General features: G+C 69.4%; 19 protein-coding genes. All 19 read right to left on the bottom strand.

Annotation, left to right across the window (positions count from 1 at the left end):
• Nucleotides 1-687, bottom strand: a 687-nt coding sequence (locus tag IE258_RS39760) for a hypothetical protein (RefSeq protein ID WP_189750661.1), incomplete at its 3' end; no start/stop codon positions are given.
• A gap of 1 nt (nt 688) precedes the next feature.
• Nucleotides 689-1,615 (bottom strand): hypothetical protein, encoded by a 927-nt coding sequence (locus IE258_RS39755; RefSeq protein WP_189750660.1) that lies wholly within the window; start codon nt 1,613-1,615, stop codon nt 689-691.
• 14 nt (nt 1,616-1,629) lie between these two features.
• Entirely contained in the window at nt 1,630-2,523 is an 894-nt protein-coding gene (locus IE258_RS39750; protein ID WP_189750659.1) for a phage distal tail protein, read from the bottom strand.
• Nucleotides 2,520-6,917 carry a hypothetical protein gene (locus IE258_RS39745; RefSeq protein WP_189750658.1) on the bottom strand — a complete coding sequence of 1,466 codons (4,398 nt, stop codon included), beginning with the start codon at nt 6,915-6,917 and terminating at the stop codon, nt 2,520-2,522. The genes IE258_RS39750 and IE258_RS39745 overlap by 4 nt, the downstream gene beginning before the upstream one ends.
• Nucleotides 6,918-6,939: 22 nt before the next feature.
• Nucleotides 6,940-7,272, bottom strand: coding sequence for a hypothetical protein (locus IE258_RS39740; RefSeq protein WP_229892737.1), 333 nt, complete (start codon nt 7,270-7,272; stop codon nt 6,940-6,942).
• 26 nt (nt 7,273-7,298) lie between these two features.
• Nucleotides 7,299-7,835, bottom strand: a complete 537-nt coding sequence (locus IE258_RS39735; protein ID WP_189750657.1) for a hypothetical protein — start codon at nt 7,833-7,835, stop codon at nt 7,299-7,301.
• Nucleotides 7,836-7,919: 84 nt separating this feature from the next.
• Nucleotides 7,920-8,393 carry a phage tail tube protein gene (locus tag IE258_RS39730; protein ID WP_189750656.1) on the bottom strand — a complete coding sequence of 158 codons (474 nt, stop codon included), beginning with the start codon at nt 8,391-8,393 and terminating at the stop codon, nt 7,920-7,922.
• Between the two features lie 124 nt (nt 8,394-8,517).
• Complete coding sequence (locus IE258_RS39725; protein WP_189750655.1) at nt 8,518-8,988, bottom strand: hypothetical protein; 471 nt, start codon at nt 8,986-8,988, stop codon at nt 8,518-8,520.
• Nucleotides 8,988-9,386, bottom strand: a complete 399-nt coding sequence (locus tag IE258_RS39720) for a hypothetical protein (protein ID WP_189750654.1) — start codon at nt 9,384-9,386, stop codon at nt 8,988-8,990. Before IE258_RS39720 ends, IE258_RS39725 begins: the two co-directional genes overlap by 1 nt.
• Nucleotides 9,386-9,823, bottom strand: coding sequence for a DUF6093 family protein (locus IE258_RS39715; protein ID WP_189750653.1), 438 nt, complete (start codon nt 9,821-9,823; stop codon nt 9,386-9,388). Before IE258_RS39715 ends, IE258_RS39720 begins: the two co-directional genes overlap by 1 nt.
• Nucleotides 9,823-10,215 carry a hypothetical protein gene (locus tag IE258_RS39710; protein WP_189750652.1) on the bottom strand — a complete coding sequence of 131 codons (393 nt, stop codon included), beginning with the start codon at nt 10,213-10,215 and terminating at the stop codon, nt 9,823-9,825. Before IE258_RS39710 ends, IE258_RS39715 begins: the two co-directional genes overlap by 1 nt.
• Nucleotides 10,212-10,784 carry a hypothetical protein gene (locus IE258_RS39705; protein WP_189750651.1) on the bottom strand — a complete coding sequence of 191 codons (573 nt, stop codon included), beginning with the start codon at nt 10,782-10,784 and terminating at the stop codon, nt 10,212-10,214. Before IE258_RS39705 ends, IE258_RS39710 begins: the two co-directional genes overlap by 4 nt.
• Nucleotides 10,781-11,626 carry a hypothetical protein gene (locus IE258_RS39700; protein ID WP_189750650.1) on the bottom strand — a complete coding sequence of 282 codons (846 nt, stop codon included), beginning with the start codon at nt 11,624-11,626 and terminating at the stop codon, nt 10,781-10,783. Before IE258_RS39700 ends, IE258_RS39705 begins: the two co-directional genes overlap by 4 nt.
• Nucleotides 11,623-11,961, bottom strand: coding sequence for a hypothetical protein (locus IE258_RS39695; RefSeq protein ID WP_189750649.1), 339 nt, complete (start codon nt 11,959-11,961; stop codon nt 11,623-11,625). Before IE258_RS39695 ends, IE258_RS39700 begins: the two co-directional genes overlap by 4 nt.
• A 98-nt stretch (nt 11,962-12,059) precedes the next feature.
• Nucleotides 12,060-12,344: a hypothetical protein gene (locus tag IE258_RS39690; RefSeq protein ID WP_189750648.1), complete on the bottom strand. Its 285-nt coding sequence runs from the start codon at nt 12,342-12,344 to the stop codon at nt 12,060-12,062.
• Between the two features lie 8 nt (nt 12,345-12,352).
• Nucleotides 12,353-13,408 carry a major capsid protein gene (locus tag IE258_RS39685; protein ID WP_189750647.1) on the bottom strand — a complete coding sequence of 352 codons (1,056 nt, stop codon included), beginning with the start codon at nt 13,406-13,408 and terminating at the stop codon, nt 12,353-12,355.
• Nucleotides 13,409-13,424: 16 nt separating this feature from the next.
• Nucleotides 13,425-13,850 (bottom strand): head decoration protein, encoded by a 426-nt coding sequence (locus IE258_RS39680; RefSeq protein ID WP_229892735.1) that lies wholly within the window; start codon nt 13,848-13,850, stop codon nt 13,425-13,427.
• Nucleotides 13,851-13,957: 107 nt separating this feature from the next.
• Complete coding sequence (locus IE258_RS39675) at nt 13,958-14,695, bottom strand: hypothetical protein (protein WP_189750646.1); 738 nt, start codon at nt 14,693-14,695, stop codon at nt 13,958-13,960.
• A gap of 62 nt (nt 14,696-14,757) precedes the next feature.
• The coding region (locus tag IE258_RS39670) for a hypothetical protein (protein WP_189750645.1) at nt 14,758-16,143 on the bottom strand (1,386 nt) is incomplete at its 5' end.

The raw sequence follows: 16,143 nt of genomic DNA, 5'->3' as shown, positions 1-16,143 counted from the left end.
GGCGTACTGCACCGGCGGTGCGTCGATGATGTTGACGCCGGTCTTGAAGCTGATGTCGGTCCGGCGGGTGCCCAGCCTCGGGTAGCCGAGCTTGAGGCGCTTCTCCACGCTCCCGTTCGTCAGGTAGCGGCAGGTGTTCGTGTACTGCGGCGCGCCCTCCTCGGAGACGAGGTCGTCGAGGTGGTCGCCGAGGTTCGGCGTCTCGTACCAGAAGGAGTTCCACGGCTCGGCTGGGGTGCCGACCTTCATCGTGGACGCCGTGCTGTCGACGATGACGCCCAGGTTCCCGTCGGGCTGTTCCTGCGCGTAGGCCCACACGTCGCGGATGATTCTGCACGGATCCGCGTACACGTAAGGACCGCGGCCCTTCAGCTGCCCGTGGGTGTCGTGGCGGGCCGTCAGATACGACGACCAGGAGGCGGCTTCGATGCGGTATTCGCCGTCCTCGGCGGTGATGTCCCACACCAGGCCACCCCAGCGGAGGAACCCGTCCGCCTCCGCGAAGACCAACGCCCGCCCGGGCAGCAGACTGTCGACATTGGCCTGCACGAAGCGGGGGGAGAGCGTCCCGGAGAACGCGCCCGGCCCGTTCATCTCCCCGCCGAAATCCACATCGGACAGGGGCAGGGCGGGGTGCAGCACCTCACCGGTGAGGGCGTGCTGGGTGAAGTACCGCCAGCGCGCCATGTCAGTACACGTCTTCCACGAACTCGACGTCGGCGACGATCGCGGTGCCGTTGTTGACGGAGATCGTCCCGTCCATTGGCAGATTGGGGCTGGCCTGGACCTTCAAGGTCTGGGTGGTGCCGCGCATCGCCGACGGCATCGTGAAGGTGTCCGCGATGACCTCCGTCGACCTTCGGACGCCGGTCTGGTTGTCGTCGAGGACGGAGTCTTGTCCGGCGCGGGAGCCGATCACGGTCTGGAAGTTCACCCACACCGCGCCCGTGCTCATGGAGATCCCCGCCATCGTCACGACGATGTTCGCCCTGCCCGCCCACGCCGGAATCGGCACCGACCACTGAGCATCGGCGGGCCAGTCCTTGTAGCCGGCGGTCTTCGTCAGGCTGCTGGAGGTGGCCGGGTAGGCGGTGTAGATGCGCCGGTCGCGGCGAGGGTTGGCGACCTGCCGCAGATCCTTGACCATGGCGTTGGTGATGGTCGCCGTCGAGGCCGGTATGTCGATCCGGGCCAGGGGGATCGCCGAATATCCGGCCGGGACGGTCGTCGCGCTACTGGAGACGTTGGGGATGACCTCGAAGAACACGATCGGGTCCACAGCGGGCTCGCGGTCGCCCTCGTACTCGGGGTCCTCCACGCGCAGCACGATCATGTCCGACCGCCCCACACCTCCGGTCGCCGCGATGCTGACGGTGTCGGAGCCGATGTTGTACGCGGTGTAGAAGCCCTGCACCGCGGAAACCTTCCCGGCGATGACCGCTGACCCGTCGGCGATCTGCACCCCGGCGCCCGGCGTGGCCAGGGCGGTGACCTTCATGTCGTCGCCCTCGGTCACGCCCTGATTCCCACGCGCCAAGTCTTTGATCATCATGCGGAACTGCTGCGCCGAGTGTTCTGCGTTCTTCGTGGCGATCGGGACCGGTGCCAGAGCCATCAGTCGTCTCCCTTTCAGAGGGCCTTGTAAGCCGGCCACCAGGTGACGGCCAACGTGCTGGTCAAAGTGGGGTCGGTGGCCGTCCAGTGGATCTCGTTCATCCCCGGGTACAGCCGGAACTCGTCGATGCGGGACTGGGCGGACAGGCCCATGCCGCCGCCGTTGTCGCGGAGGACGCTGCGCCATCCGGGCCGGGTGTCGATGTCCACCCACTCCCCCGCCGCCAGGGAGCCTTGGACGGTGAGCTTGCGGCCGGTGGCGACGTGCGTGATGGACGGGTTGGCGCACGGACCGTGCACCCGCAGCACCGGCCAGGTGGGGGCGGTGCCGTCCACATGCAGGAAGCCGGGCCTGCCGATCGCGCCCGCGGTGTCCTCGATCGTGAACGGGAACATGAGCGGGAACTGCATCCCACCCTCGGTGAGCGAGCCGAGCGGCAGCGTCTTGGAGACGAGCTCGTCGTAGTACAGGTGGTCCTGCGCGGTGAACTCGATGTCCAGGGGGATCCAGCCGTGCTTAGCCGTGGTGAGGTCCGCTTCCAGGGAGCGGATACGGCCCCGCACCGTGCGGGCCGGACGGCCAGGGAACTTCAACCGCAGAACGGTGGTGGCACCACCGGCGAAGCGCACCGTTTCGTCGTCGGCGGCCTGCTGGAGCGTGTCGTGGACAGCAAGGGCCGCCACCTCGTCACCGGGGATGCGGATACCGGCATCGATACGGATCGTCCGCCCGGCGAAATAGTCCGGGCCGAGCCACAGACCGTCCTCCCCCGGGGGTTCGACGTCCGCGGTGCGCTGCGGCGCCCGCCCCAGCCCTTCGATCGCCGCGATGACGACGGGCGTGTCCTTGCCGATGAGGACCCCGGCCAGCTCGTGCTGGTGGTCGACCAGCGGGACAGGTGTGGTCATCCTCGGGCTCCCACTCCCCCACGCCGCATCCGGCGCAGCTGGTAGGCCTGACGCGCTTCGATGGCGCGGGCCAGGTCACGGTCGGATTTGCGGTCCCCGATGTGGAAGTGCGAGGCGCCGATGAGGGGTCCCTGTTCGCGGATGATGACGACCCGCCCGGACTGTCCGTCGGTGAGACCGACCCCGAAGCGGGAGGCGACGTCGGCGAGGACCGGCATTGCCGTGCGACGTTTGTTCGCGCCGAGGGGGATGTACGCCTCCCCCCGGGTGGAGGGCTCCGCGAATCGGATGATGCCGCCCTGCGTGGCGTAGAGGCCGGCCCGGATCCCGCCGTCGGCATAGGCCTGCTGTTTGTTGGCCTTGCCCAGGTCGGCGAGAAACTTGGCGGCCTTCGACCCCAAGCTCTTGCTGATCTGCGCCTTGGCCTTGTTCGCCACGTCGATGATGACGTCCTCACCGATACCGGTCTTGTCCGCGACCTGGTGGATGCCGACCGTCTTCGACGTGATCGCAGCGATGATCTGGATCAGCGTCTCCATCTCCTCGCCGGAGAGCTGAGCCTTGGCCTTCTTCACCGCCGTGTTCGCCCGCGCGGCCTTGGACCGGCTGCTCGCCGCGTCGGCTGCAAGCTCCATCGACGCCTGGTCACCCTTGGACGCCAGATGCGAGGCGAGATCGCCGTAACCCATCGCCGCGAGCTTGACCAAGTTGTTCTGGAAGACAGCGTTGCTGCCGGTGGCATGGTTCAGCTGGAGCGTGAAGTCGGTGAGGCTGGCACGGGCTTCCTGCATCATCCGGCGCAGCGCGATCGACATCTGCGCCACGTACTTGTCGGTGCCCTTCGCCATCTTCGCGGCGAGCGCCACGCCCTCATTACCCATCGACGCGAGAGCCTTGGCGACGTCCCCGCCGGCCCGGTCTGCGACTTTCTCAAGGTTGCGGTTCCATACGACGGTCGCCTTGCCGAGCGATATGAGCTTCTTCTCGACCGCGGCCAGGTCGTAGTACTTGATCTCCTTGACCTTGCCGCCCTTGGTTTTCACCTTGCGGGTCTTGTGGCCGATGGACGCGGCGTCGGACGGGGAGTAGAGGGACCCGGAGACGGGGTCGTACTGCCAGTTGGAGAGGCTGCCGTCGGCGTTCCACTGGATACCGGCCGGGTCGCCTCCGAGACGGCGCGCCGTCTCCTCGAGGATCGCCCGCGATCGGGTCCGCTTGGACGGTGTGAGGGGAATGTACGCCTCGCCTCCGGTCTCCGGTTCGGCCCACACCCGCCACGACCCCGCCGGCGCGATCTGCGCAACATGCCGCTCAGCACCGTCCGCGAAGAACCGCGGTCGCATCCCGTGGAATCCACCGTCGGCGTAGTAGTCGACCAGCGCGCCGTCAGCGTAGGAGCCGGGCTTGAGCTTCTTCCTCGAGCGGGCCTCACCCGTGGTGTTGTTGACGATGTGGTTTTCGTAGAACGTCGTCGTGTGCGTGGTGTACGTTCGCGCCGTCTTGCCGTCCAGCCGTGTAAGGGCTTGGTCGACGGCCGCGATGGAGCCGAGGGACTGCCCGTTCGCCGTGTACACCTCGGTACGCCCGTCGGGCAGTTGCCGGGTCTTCAACCCGACCGCCTCGAGCGCCGCAATCGCGGTCGCGTTCAGGGTGTCGACGGTGACGGTGTGCGAGTCCGGCGTCTCCGCGATGGCGTCCTGCACGGACTGGAGGCCGGTGATGGCGTCCTGCCGCTCCAGCGTGATGATGGTCTTGATGTCCTCGGGGGTGCCGAGGAGCGTGTTGACGTAGTCGAGGGCCTTCTGCCGGTTCCCGTCGAACGCCTGCGTAGCCAGGGTCAGCATCGATGCGCGGAGCTTGTCGGACTTCCCCGCCATCGTCTCCATCGACTCGCCCGCCGCGAGCCCGGCGGCGATCATCTCGTCCTGAGACTTAGCCGCGGCGGACATCGCCTCGCCGTTCTTCCGGCCGGCTTCGGTGTTCAGGTCGAGGGTGTTGCCGTTCTCCTTGAACGAGGCGGTCAGGTCGTCCATGGCCTGCTCGAAGTCGATCTGCGCGTCGTAGGCGGACCGGTTGACTTCGTTCAGGGCGAGGATGCTGGACCGAAGTCCGTCGGCTGCCTGTTTCTGCGCGTCGAGCTGGGCGCTGGTATCCAGTGCGGCCTGACCGAAGACGCCCATGGACTGGGCAGTCATCTCCTGCTCAAACGCGACGTCGGCGAGGGCGTTCTGGTAGTCGTTGGTGGTTTCCTTCAGCCGGTCGAGGTCCCCGCCGCCGGCCTGCCAGGACTGTTTCAGCAGCTCGTACTGTGCGGCGGCCTGCTTGGAGTTCCCGGAGCGGACCAGGTTCGCCATCGACTTGTCCCAGGCGTCGACGTTCTCCCGGGCGGTGGAGATCCCCGGCCCTTCGGCGAGACCGACCCATGTGCCGAAATCGGATGTCCACTGGGCGAGTTTGTTGTCGGAGGCGCTCTTGGACACCATCGCGATGGACGACGACATCTCGTCCAGGTTGCTGGAGAGGGTGCCGGTGACCTTCCCGGTGGAGATCAGCGTGTTGAGGCTGGTGGAGAGTTCGTCGACCTGGACGGCGGGCTTGTTGTCGGAGAGTTCGTGCAGGGCGAGGACGATGGCGCCGATCCCGGCTGCGGCGAGACCGAACTTGGCGCCCGTGGACAGGGATGCGACTGCTGCCCGGAATCCGGCGAGGCCACCGCCGGCGGCAGTGGAAGTGGCACCTAGGGCGGCGATGGCAGTGGACAGGCGTGTCACCCCGCCCGACACTGCGGCAGCGCCGAGCCCGGCGAGCTGCATCAGCTTCAGGGCCGCTGCCCCCTGGAGGAGGAGAGCGACCGCTTCCGGGGGCAAGGCTCCGACAATGTTCGCGAGGGCGGTGACCAGGGTCAGCATCGTCGGCCCTGCCTCCGCCGCCCCGGCGGCGAGAGCACCGACAGCGTCCCCGATGGCCTCCACGGCTTCACGGGCGGCGGGCCCGTTGGACCGCATGTAGTCGACGATCTGCCCGAGCGCGCCGTCGCCGGCATTCCCTTCGGAGACCACCCGAAGGAAGTGGATGACGCTGTCGGTGAAGTCGTCAAGCTTGGCGTCGGTCAGCTTGGCGACCTTGTCGGAGAATGAGTCGAAGCCGGGGGTTTGCATCCCGCCGGCTGCGACGTTCATCAGCCGGTCCATCTGTTCCGAGAACGACTCCACCTCGGGCGTTAGGTGCGGCAGAAGTTCCTGAAGGACGACGAAGCCCTTGGTGACCGGCTCCATCGTGAAGCGGGTCATGTCGTCCGACCAGTCACCGAACGTGGTCTTCAGGTTGGTCAGGGCGGCTGCGGCGCGTTGCGTCTCTGGCGGCATGGCGGCCAGCTGCCTCTGCCAGGCCAGTTGCGCTTCGGCTGCCTCGGTGGAGCCGCGCCCGTGCTCGCGGACGGCTTCCTGGTACTTCTTCTCAGCGTCGGCGGCTTCGCTGAGAGGTTCGATCTGCCCGGCCAGTGCGATACCGAACGCGGCTGCGGCACCGCCGGCGGCAGTGAGTACGCCGGCGAGGGGAGCGACGTTGGCGACCAGTCCGGCGATGAGGGGGATGGCGGCGGTGGCGAGGGGGATGAGGGTTCCCAGCCCGATATCGAGGCCGTTGCCGCCTCCGCCGCCAGGGCTGCCGCCGAGGGTGCCGCCCAGGCCGCGCAAGGCGGACGTGTCGGGTTCGACGCGGACGCGGATCGTCTGGGACATGGACGCCCAGCGGACCGCGTCGGACACCTCGCGGCGCAGACTCATCCGGTCGGCGAGCCCGATGGGGATTTCTATGCGGTGCCCCCACGCCGCCCACCGCACGGCGGCGTCTACCTCGCGGCGCAGCTGCATGGCGTTGCCGAGGCGCAGGTTCACGGCGAGGCCCTGCCCGGCGCCGGCGCTGCTGAGGGCTGCGGACACATCGGCGCGCAGGTGGGCGGCGTCGATGTCGAGACGGGCGCGGATGCCCTGCCCGGCCCCAGCGGTGGACAGGGCGGCGGACACGTCCGCACGGAGGCGGCTGGCGTCGACACCGAGCCGTACTCCGAGTCGCTGCCCGGATCCGGCGGCGGCGAGCGCGGCGGATACGTCCGCCCGCAGGTGCGCGGCGTCTACGTCGAGGCGGACGCCGATGCCTTGTCCGGAGCCTGCGGTGGTGAGGGCGGCGCGGACGTCGGAGCGCAGGTGCGCGGCGTCTACGTCCAGGCGGATGCGGATGGGCCGGCGGGCTTCCCGGCGCAGTTGCTGAAGGTCGCGGCGCAGGGCTTGGACGTTGCGGGATGCGGCGTTCGCTTCGCGGGACAGGCCACGGAGAGTGCGTGCGAGGTCGGAGCCCTGCCCGGTCAGCCGTACCGACAGATTCCACTCGGCCACGGGTGGGCTCCTTCCTGTTCGTCTAGTGCTGGTGGTGGAGGGCGAGGGCGGCGTGGATGCTGCTGGGGATGAGGGAGACCTTCACGCCGTGCCCTTCGTCGCCGGTGGGGACTTCCTTCTGCCGGTCGGCGATGAGCTGGCAGCCGATGCAGCGGTGGGTGGTGGCCCGGTAGGCGTCCTCGTCACCCCCTGCGGCTTCGTCCCATTCCTCGGGGCGGGTGCCGCAGGTCGGGCATACGGTTTTGAGGTAGTGGGCGTAGGCGAGGGCTTTACGCCGGTCGAGGTCGGTCCAGGCGCCGGTGCCGTGCCCGCGGAAGAAGCTGTGGGGGATGCCCCAGGTGTGGCAGAGCTCCATCTCGGCACGGAAAGTGGCGTCATCGATCAGCCTTTTCCCAGGTCGGTCCGCTTACGCTGCTGCACCAGCCACGCGGCGCCCCACAAGCTCTTCCAGTCGTCCAGTGCCCACGTCTTCATGGCGTGCTGGGCGTACTCCTCCGGCATGCCGTCCATGGAGGCGGCGGCGATCAGGGCGGGCGCGAACGTGGCGAAGTGGAACTCAGCGTTGCTGTCCCGTTCCTCGTCGTCTTCGGTGGGCGGGTGTTCCTTGATGAGGTCTTCGAGCCGACCGCGTTCGAGGGCCTGGAAGGTGAGGACGACGGTGTGGGCGTCGTACTCCTCCTGGGCTGCCTTGAGGGCGTCCTGGGCTTCCTTTGTCTGCTTGCGGACCAGGGCGAGGGCGTCCTTGTCGGCGTCCTTGCCCAGTGACTTCAGGTAGTCCTCGGCACGCTGGGCGGCCTGCTTCGCCTGCTGGTAGCGGTCCCGTACGTCGGGGTCCGAGCACAGCCGCAGCACCTGCGTCGGCTTGGGCATGCTGTCCAGTTGCTTCTGGATGACGTCCCACGCGGTGGGGTTGCTCATGGTCAGGGTCCTTTGGGAAGGCCCAGCCGGGCACCTGCGCCCTTCCCAGACACGCCGGGGCCCGGCTGGGGGCTAGAGGGGGTGTCAGCCGGCGGTGGGCACGGCCTGGTTGAACACGGGGCGGGCGGTCACCGTGAACTGCACGGTGATCTTCGCGGCCTCGTTGTCCGTCGTGTACGCCTTGCTGTTGGAGACGACGGTGACGGGGTAGACGTCCATGCCCTTCGCGCCAGGCGTCTTGCCCTTGCTGAAGATCACGATGTACCCGGACGTGCCCTTGGCGAGGTCCGTCTCGATGTCGTCGAGCGTGGAGTCCTCGTAGAAGGTGAGGCTGGAGTCGGCTGCGGAGTCGTCGCCGCCGATCTTCGACACGAACGTGGACGCCATGTCGGGGGTTTCGATCGGGGTGTTCTCCAGGGAGAACCCGTCGATCGCGTTGATCTGGCCGGTGTAGTCGGTACCGGCGGTGATCTCCGCGTCGGTGGGGATCAGCTCCGCCGAGGCGATCGTCGGGACGAAGTAGATCCGGGTGATGCCCTTGCGGTTGAACCTTGCCATTGTTGGCCCCTAGCGAGACTTGGGGCCGAAACTGGGGGCCCCTGCTACACGTGTGTGGCGGCCACCAGGTGGTGGCGTCCGCGTGGGGTCCCGCCGCGGTGCGGTGATCTGACCCGTCATGGGGTCAGCCGGTCGGCTGCTCCTCGAGGAAGAGCCGAAATCTGATCACACTGGTGATGATTCCATCTTCTGGATCGGGTGTTCCCCCCACCTCGCTGGCCTCCCGCCGCCAGCAGTTGATGCCGGGGATGGTGAGGGGGTGCCGGTATCCGGGGGATCCGTCCGTGGGGCGTTCGATGACCTTCCGGCCCTTGTCGGCGAGCCACTGCGCCTGCTCGTCCCCGCCGCGCGAGTTGGGGTCGGCCGGGTTGGGCCCGGACACGAACGTTGCCTGGTAGTTGGAGACGGCGGTGGTGTGTCGGTCGGCGAGCGTGGCGTCGTCGCTGGTGTGGTCGAGGGGGTCGAGGATCGTGTACGGCGGCGGCAGCGGCCGGCCGAAGTCGTCGAGGGGGACGCTGCGCACCCCGACGGGACGGCCGGTGAGCGTGGCGAGGAGCGTCTGGAGGCTGGCGGTGACGGGACGGCGGTCGATCATCAGGCACCCCCGAAGATGCGGTCGCACGCGTCCTTGAACGCGTCCGCGTATTCGTCGGACAACTCGTTCACGGCAGGTTCGACGTGCGGGAACGGAGGCTGCCGGTAGAAGCGGCCCAGCACGTCGTAGCGGTTCATGAAACCGAACTCCAGACGGGCGGCCTGCGGCCTGTCTGTTCCCAGGACCGCGCCGCCGCCGTCGGGCACACCGAACGGCTGGGCCGGCCCCCACGAGTCGAAGTAGTCCCCCGTGATGATGTTCGGGCCCGGCCTGCCCGACGCGTTGAAGCGGATCATCGCGCGGACCAGACGCGCCTGCTGCTGCACCGTCCGGTTCGTCTCCGGACCCACCCGGTCCGCGGCCCGCTCCAGCCGCGGTCCCAGCTCCTCCAGATCCATCACGACTCCCTGGTCTGCTGGATCTGATCAAGCGTGGTCATGCGGATCACGCCGAGCGTCCCACCAGTCGACGGGTCCTGTGCCCGCCACTGCCGCCCGAGCAGAGACAAGTCCCCACCGGGATGCACCGCCACGACCGTGACGATCGTGTCCCGCTCCGCGATCGGAGCAGCAAGCGGCGTGAGCGACTTGTACTTGGAGCGGGTCTCGTCCACCCAAGGCAGGTTCGGTGCGGGCAGCGACGTCACCCCGCCCACGGTCCCGGCGATCTGCACAGCCCCAGGGCCCTCGTAGATGATGTCGCCGGGCGGCGCCTCGTACTGGCCGGTGTCCGGGTTGAACACGGGGCTTCCGGCGGGCGTGGTGAACCGCACCGTGTCCAGGAGGATCATCTGCTCGATGACCGGTACGAGAGCGGACAGGTCCAGGCCGGCCATCAGACGCCCGCCTTCCCGCCGGCGGCCCACTCGGTGAGCGTGGCCAGCATCGCCCGTGCGGTGGCACCTTCCCCGCCGCCGTAGTCGGCCCGGTTCAGGGCCTCCTGGTCCAGCAGCACCGGATCGACCTCCGCGAGGAACGCTGCGACGACCTCTCCGGGGGTGGTGGGCACGCCGACGGCGACGCGGGCGAGTCCGTCGAAGGCGACGCCGTGGGGTTGGCGGGTGTGGAGGACGACCAGGGGCAGGCTGCCAGCAACATCGTGCTGGAGGGTGTAGCCGGTGACGGTGCCCGCGGGCAGGGGTGTGCCGTCGATGGCGATGCGGGCGTGGCCGGGCTGGGCGTCGATGTGGACGGCGTGTGCCTGCGGCTCCGCGGGCTGATCGGTCACGGGGCTACTTCTTCCTCCGGCCTCCGCCGGTCTTCTTCAGGCTCGGGTACCGCTTCGTGACGCAGGAGCGGATGGTCTTCTGCGTCGACTTCGATTCGTTCTGCGCTGCCCTGGCCAGGGCGTTGCGTGCCCTCGCCTTTGTGTCGATCGGGTAGCGGCGCGCTCCTGGCAGGGCGAACGACTTCTTGGGGAGCTTCTTGCGCTGCTTGGCCTTGAGCTTGGCCACGGGTGGCTCCTTCGTCGCCGGGTGGGGTGTCGGCTGGGAAGGGGACCTTGAGGGGGACGGTGCGCTGGAACGTGACGGGGCGGCGGAGGATCAGGTCGGTCTCTTTCGCGCCGTCGGGCCGCACGTAGTACTGGTGCAGCACGATGACCTGGATCAGCCACGGCGTGCCGTCCGGACTGTCGGCGGGGCGGAACGGGACCGTGAGGACCGTGACGGGGTGGGCGGCGGACACCAGATCGGGGTCGATGTCGTTGGCGGTCAGCCAGGCTGCGATCAGCTTCTGCCGCCAGGCGGGCGGGGTGCCGTGCCCGTCGTGGACCGTGTACGCCATCTCCGCGGTCACAGCGGCGCTCCGGAGCGGATGTCGGTGCGGCCGCGGAGGTCGAGGCGGGGCAGGAACTCTCGGACGCAGTGGGCGTGCGCCACGGGGTGGGCGAGGGCGTCCTGCACGGTTCGGAGGGTGCGGTCGGCCTTGTCGTCGTCGTTGTGGTTTGCCCATCCACACCCGCGCCCATCACGGACCTCGAGGAACTGGATGTCCAGCTCGTCGAGGGCGGTTCGGGCGGCGCCGGTGTTGGCGGTGGTGACGGCCTGCCAGGTGATCGCGGCGCGCGCCCACGAGTCGACGGGGTGGCGGGCGTTGTTGGCGTAGACGACGGTGTCGAGGGGGTGGTCGCGGCGCAGGGCCTCGAGGTCGAAGCGCGCGGCGTTGGGGTCGCGGGCCATGTCCTGGGCGTTGCGGAGGAATGCGCGGGCGCGGCGCAGGGCTTCGGTGATGCGGGAGGTGAGGTCGGCGTAGTACTGGGCGGACAGGCTGGTGATGGCGGCCTGGTGCCGGGACGTCCACGCGAAGGTGGACTGGCGTCGGTCGGCGTTGTCGAGGAGGGTCCAGGCGCCTTCGCGGTAGATGACGGGGAGGTCTTGCGCGGACCAGGATTCGGCGAACGCCATGGCGGCCCGGTTGAACGAGGCGAGGGCGGTGTTGAAGGCGCTGATGGCCTCGCGGAGGGGCCGTCCGCCGCCGGAGGTCCGTCCGGGCCGGATCCGGCCGAGGGCGGCCAGGACGGCGGTCTGGGCGGTGGTGAGGATCCGCCAGGCTGCGGTGAGGCGGCCGATGCCGCCAGTGATGTAGGCGAGGATGCGGGCGCGGAGGGTGCGGCCGCGTCGCCGGACAGACGTGGTCATCGGCGGGGCCTCGCGTGGAGGGTGATCAGCCCGATCCCGTCCCTGCCGCCACTGTCGTCGGTGGGGACGTCGGGGGCGGGCGGGTCCCCGTTCTCGAGGGCCGTGATCTGCCGTTCGTAGGCCTTGATGTTCTCAGCGAAGGTCACGGAGACGACGCCGGACACGTTGACGCTGGAGGGCTGGGCGCGGAGCGCGGCGAGGCGTTCGCGGAGGACTTCCAGGGCGACAGCGCGGGCCGTGCCGAGCCGGGTGTAGCGGGCCTCGAGGTCGGCCAGGTCGACGGTGGTGCCGAGTTCGCCCTTGAGCCATGCGGTGACGGCTGCGGTCAGGGCCATGGCGTGTCCTCCCAGGGTGGGGCGGTGGGTGTGGGAAGGGGGTGCGGGTGCGGGCCCGCCGGTTGGCGCCCCCACCAGTGGGGCGGGCCCGCACGCCGCTAGTCGCCGCTGCTGCCCTCGTCAGCGGCGCTCCGGCCCCGAGCCGGCTTACGGGCCGTCCGCTTGGCGGCCGGCTTGTCCCCGTCCCCGTTTCCGTCCTCGCTGTCGGAGGAGGTGGTGGTGTCGGTGGACTTCGCGGAGGTGGGCAGCTTGCCGCCCTCCCACGCCTCGGGGTTGGTGACCAGGGCGGCCAGGCGCGGCTCCGGCTCCTCACCGGGGAGCAGCAGCACCGTGGCGTGCCGGTCCGGGTCCCTCACGAACACTGCCTGCACGAGCTTCGCCATGATCGACCTCAGCTCGCCGGGAGGACGGTGGCGGAGACGTGGATGTCCGGCACGTACAGCACCGGCATGCCGACGGCGGCACCTCGGGTGTAGATCTGCACCGGGTCGTCCTCGACCTTCGTGACGACGACGATGCCGGGGGCTTCCTGCCGGGTGAGGACCGGGTTGGTGCCCGAGGTGAACATGGCGGCCTCACGGGTGCGGCCGTACTGGGTCTGCGCCCACTCTGACGCCGGGACCTCGGGGATGAGGATCCACTTGTTCTCGGGGAGGACCCGCACGTACTGGTCGTCGTTCCACACCTGCACGTCGTAGGTGGTGATCGGCGGCAGGCCGTAGCGGGCGCGTACGACGTCGACCTCGTTCGGGGCGAGCGTTGCGGTCGGCGTGGTGGCGGTGCTGGACGATCCGTAGTACGCGGAACGATACTCGGCGTTCGCCGCCAGCAGTGCACGAGCCTTCCGCGAGGTGACGACCATGCGGGGGGCGGGGGCTCCGGAGTCCACGAGGTGGTCGATCCACGCCCGCTCGTCGGACAGGGGGGTGGCGGTGGCCTGGTCCCACATGACCGGGGCGGTCGGCATGTTCGCCGCGGGCACGTTCCAGTTGACGTCCAGGCCGATGCCGGGCAGGGTGACGACGCCGTTGGCGAGGAGCTGGCCGGCGGCGAGTTCCTGCGTGGTCTTGATGGCCTCGACGTGCCGTTCGACGTCGGAGTAGAGCAGCTCGATGTACCGCTCGGTGTCGGATCCGTGCTGGACGTCGAGGAGGATCTGGTCCATCTCGGAGACCGGGAGGGTCTGGCCCAGGGCGGGCAGCATGCCCTCGTTGACGACCTGCTCCGCCTGCCGCTTGGCGAGCGCGGTGGGCGCGTCGTAAGCGCGGAACTTGGCCGCGTTGACGCGGCGCTTCGCGGACGTGGTGCGGAACTTGATGCCCTGCACGCTGGTCTCCGGGATGATCTCCCGGGTGAGGCGGTAGTTCGCCGGGGTGTCGATCTGGCGGGCGAACACCGTGAGGTCGTTGGCGTCGGTGTCGCGCAGAAGAAGCTCAAGCGCTTCCATCAGTGATCAGCTCCTTCTACCGGTAGTGGATGTTGACGCCGGGGGCGGTGGACGTGACGGTGGCCGGATCGAAGTCGCCGGGCACCTCGTCGGCGAAGACCTCTCCGAACCACAGGAGCGCACCGGCTGCCTTGGTGGAGGTGGGGTTGAAGGCGATGGAGTCGACCAGGAACCCAGCGAGGTCCTCGGTGCCGTCGGTGGCGGCCCCGTTGTAGGGGGCGTACAGCCCGGATGCGGTGATCTTCCCGAGGGGGATGCCCGACTTCATGACGTTGCGACCCTGGAGGGCCGGGTTCGCCGACGTGACGTAGTGCGTGTTCGCGGTGAACTTCGTCAGGTCGAGGGTGATGGTGTTGGTGTCCTGGACTCCTACGAGGGACGCGAGCCACGGCCGGTCGGCGGTGACGGTGTCCGTGTAGGAGATGGGCTGGAAGTCGTTCACGACGGCCTCTCCTTGTGAACCGTGCGGTTTCTGCTGCACCCCTGGTTGGGGTGCGTCCACGAGGAGAGGGCGTGGTCCCGTAGCCCACCGTTGGGGTGGGAGGTCTGTCAGGCGGCGGGCTTGTCCTTGAGGTGGCCGCGGAGGCGCGCCATCTCAAGGCCGCGGTTGCCGGTCTTGTCACCCGCACTGCGGGTGGGGGGTGCGCCGGCGGGGGCGCCTCCGGCGGTCGGGGGCAGCGGGATGGTCTGCGCAGCGGGCCGGGTGCCGAACAGTTCGGGGCGGCGCTCCTTCAGCTTCTCGGCGGCCTCACGCACCGCCGTCTCGTCGGCGTCGTCGTCCACGCGGAGGAGAGCGGCGGCGTCCTCGAGGTCGTCGCCCGTCGCACCGAGCCCGGCGAGGACGGCGCGCCGGTTCACGGCCCGCTCCCGGGCGATGGCGGCAGCCTCACGGGCGGCCAGCTCCGCCTCGCGGCGCTCGAGCTCCTGGCGGCGGCGCTCCTCCTCGGAGAGGGCATCCTGCTGCGCCTTGCGGGCAGTCGCGACGAACGTCTTCACGTCGTCGGGGTTGGTGAAGCCGAGTTCCTGCGCGAGTTCCTCGAGGGCCTTGCGGGCGCCTGCGCGTTCGCCCTGGGACTTCTCGCGGGCGGCGATGCGCTCGAGCTCTTCCTGGGTGAACTGCTTGACCGGCTCCGGGCTCGCGGGCGGCGGGGAGGGCTTGGGCGGGTCGGCGGGCGGGTTGCCGCCGTCGTTGTAGAAGACGGCGATACCGGGCAGGCCGGTGTAGGGGTGGGCCCAGCCGGGGGCGGCGGTGTGGCCGTGGCGGCGGTGCTGCGCGGGGGCACGCATTACAGACAGTCCTCCCATAGGACGTTCAGGCCCCGCGCCTAGATCAAGGACAGCACAGAACGTCATGGGGTGTTCCCCCCGCCTTCCCCAGGAGCCTCAGCGGGGTCGTCCTCGGGGTCCTCGTCGTCTCCGGCCGGGGGCAGCACCACGGGCGGCGTTTCGGGCTCGTCGGGCGCCTGACGGTTCAGGAAGCGGGCGACCTCTTCGGGGTTGCCGAGGGCGTCGGCGAGGGCGCGGGCGGCTTCGAAGGACCGGTTGTCGATCCGCTTGAGTTCCTCGGCGGCGTCGTCGATGGGGAAACCGGCTTCCATCAGCATGGTGATGGCGGTCTCCTGCGACAGGACCCGCTTCTCCACGCCGATGGTGACCTGCTCAAGGACGGCCTGCTTGTCGGTCGGCGTGTACGGGCCGAACACCAGCTTCGCGGGCTGCACGCGGACGCCCGTCCAGTCGGGGTGCTGCCCGGCGAGGTGGAGGCGTTGCACGAACTTCAGCAGCAGCGCGTACTTGTGGTCCCGGGCGAGGCGCATGGACGCGATGAGGGAGTCCAGCGGGCCCAACGAGAGTTGGAGGGCGTACCCGGAGGGGGCCTTCGACGGGTCGGTGGTGCCCAGGGCGACGGCGGGGAGGCGGGCGTTGTTCGCGGCCCGGTCCTTGAGGTCCTTGACGTGTTCGCGGAGTTCGCGGAGGGCGGGGCTGGTGTCGACGGCGGTGAGCTTGCCGTTGTCGCCGAGCTTGAACAGGCTGCCGGGGCCGACGTCCATCTGCGTGCGCGAGTCCGCTACGCCGGAGATGGCGACCATCGGCAGACCGGTCGTCGCAGAGGCGCGCGCGGAATCGGTGTCGGAGCTGGCGAGCTCGTCGAACACCTGCAACACCTTGGCGAGGCTGGACTGGCCCCAGTGCTCTTCGGCTGGCGGGACGGTGTTGGGGACGTGCACGACCGGGATGAAGTCGATGAGCAGGTCGAGGTGGTCGAGAACCTCGCCGTCGGAGCGGGTGGCGAAGGTCGCCTTGTCCAAGGGCAACGCGTCGACATCGACGGGGCCCTTGAGGTCTTCGAGGGTCCAGGTGGCGTCGGTCAGGTAGCACGTGGTGGTGGACGGGGCGTCGTTCCACGCGTACATGCGGGACACCACGCCCGTGCCCGCGTCCACCACGTCGCCCTGGCCGACGACCGGGATCAGCTGGCCGTCGGCGTCCTCCACGGTGCGTACCGCCCGCACCGCACGCCCTGCCTCGTCCACGCCGGCGGCGGTGGCGGGGCCGATCGGCCCGAGCTCGTAGGTGATGCGCCGCAGCCGGGGCTTGAGGCCGCGGCGGGGGTCTTCGGGGAGTTCCCACGCGAAGTGGACCCGGTCGGGGAACTCCGTGTCGCCGTCCTCCGGGAGGACGGGGAAGTAGAAGCCGGGGTCGGTGGCGCGGACGGTGGCGCGCTGTTTCGCGGG

The sequence above is a fragment of the Streptomyces tendae genome, from assembly GCF_014650435.1.
GTDB classification, from domain to species: Bacteria; Actinomycetota; Actinomycetes; order Streptomycetales; family Streptomycetaceae; genus Streptomyces; species Streptomyces tendae.
Note: the sequence above shows the minus strand (reverse complement) of the source record. Positions and strands in the feature narration are given on the sequence as shown.

Bases quoted from the DNA above. Each gene is read 5' to 3' on its own strand.
- IE258_RS39740 (WP_229892737.1), bottom strand. From the start codon at position 7,272: ATGGAGCTCTGCCACACCTGGGGCATCCCCCACAGCTTCTTCCGCGGG.
- IE258_RS39725 (WP_189750655.1), bottom strand. From the start codon at position 8,988: ATGATCGACCGCCGTCCCGTCACCGCCAGCCTCCAGACGCTCCTCGCC.
- IE258_RS39750 (WP_189750659.1), bottom strand. From the start codon at position 2,523: ATGACCACACCTGTCCCGCTGGTCGACCACCAGCACGAGCTGGCCGGG.
- IE258_RS39695 (WP_189750649.1), bottom strand. From the start codon at position 11,961: ATGGCCCTGACCGCAGCCGTCACCGCATGGCTCAAGGGCGAACTCGGC.
- IE258_RS39690 (WP_189750648.1), bottom strand. From the start codon at position 12,344: ATGGCGAAGCTCGTGCAGGCAGTGTTCGTGAGGGACCCGGACCGGCAC.
- IE258_RS39735 (WP_189750657.1), bottom strand. From the start codon at position 7,835: ATGAGCAACCCCACCGCGTGGGACGTCATCCAGAAGCAACTGGACAGC.
- IE258_RS39730 (WP_189750656.1), bottom strand. From the start codon at position 8,393: ATGGCAAGGTTCAACCGCAAGGGCATCACCCGGATCTACTTCGTCCCG.
- IE258_RS39675 (WP_189750646.1), bottom strand. From the start codon at position 14,695: ATGCGTGCCCCCGCGCAGCACCGCCGCCACGGCCACACCGCCGCCCCC.
- IE258_RS39685 (WP_189750647.1), bottom strand. From the start codon at position 13,408: ATGGAAGCGCTTGAGCTTCTTCTGCGCGACACCGACGCCAACGACCTC.
- IE258_RS39755 (WP_189750660.1), bottom strand. From the start codon at position 1,615: ATGGCTCTGGCACCGGTCCCGATCGCCACGAAGAACGCAGAACACTCG.
- IE258_RS39700 (WP_189750650.1), bottom strand. From the start codon at position 11,626: ATGACCACGTCTGTCCGGCGACGCGGCCGCACCCTCCGCGCCCGCATC.
- IE258_RS39720 (WP_189750654.1), bottom strand. From the start codon at position 9,386: ATGGATCTGGAGGAGCTGGGACCGCGGCTGGAGCGGGCCGCGGACCGG.
- IE258_RS39715 (WP_189750653.1), bottom strand. From the start codon at position 9,823: ATGGCCGGCCTGGACCTGTCCGCTCTCGTACCGGTCATCGAGCAGATG.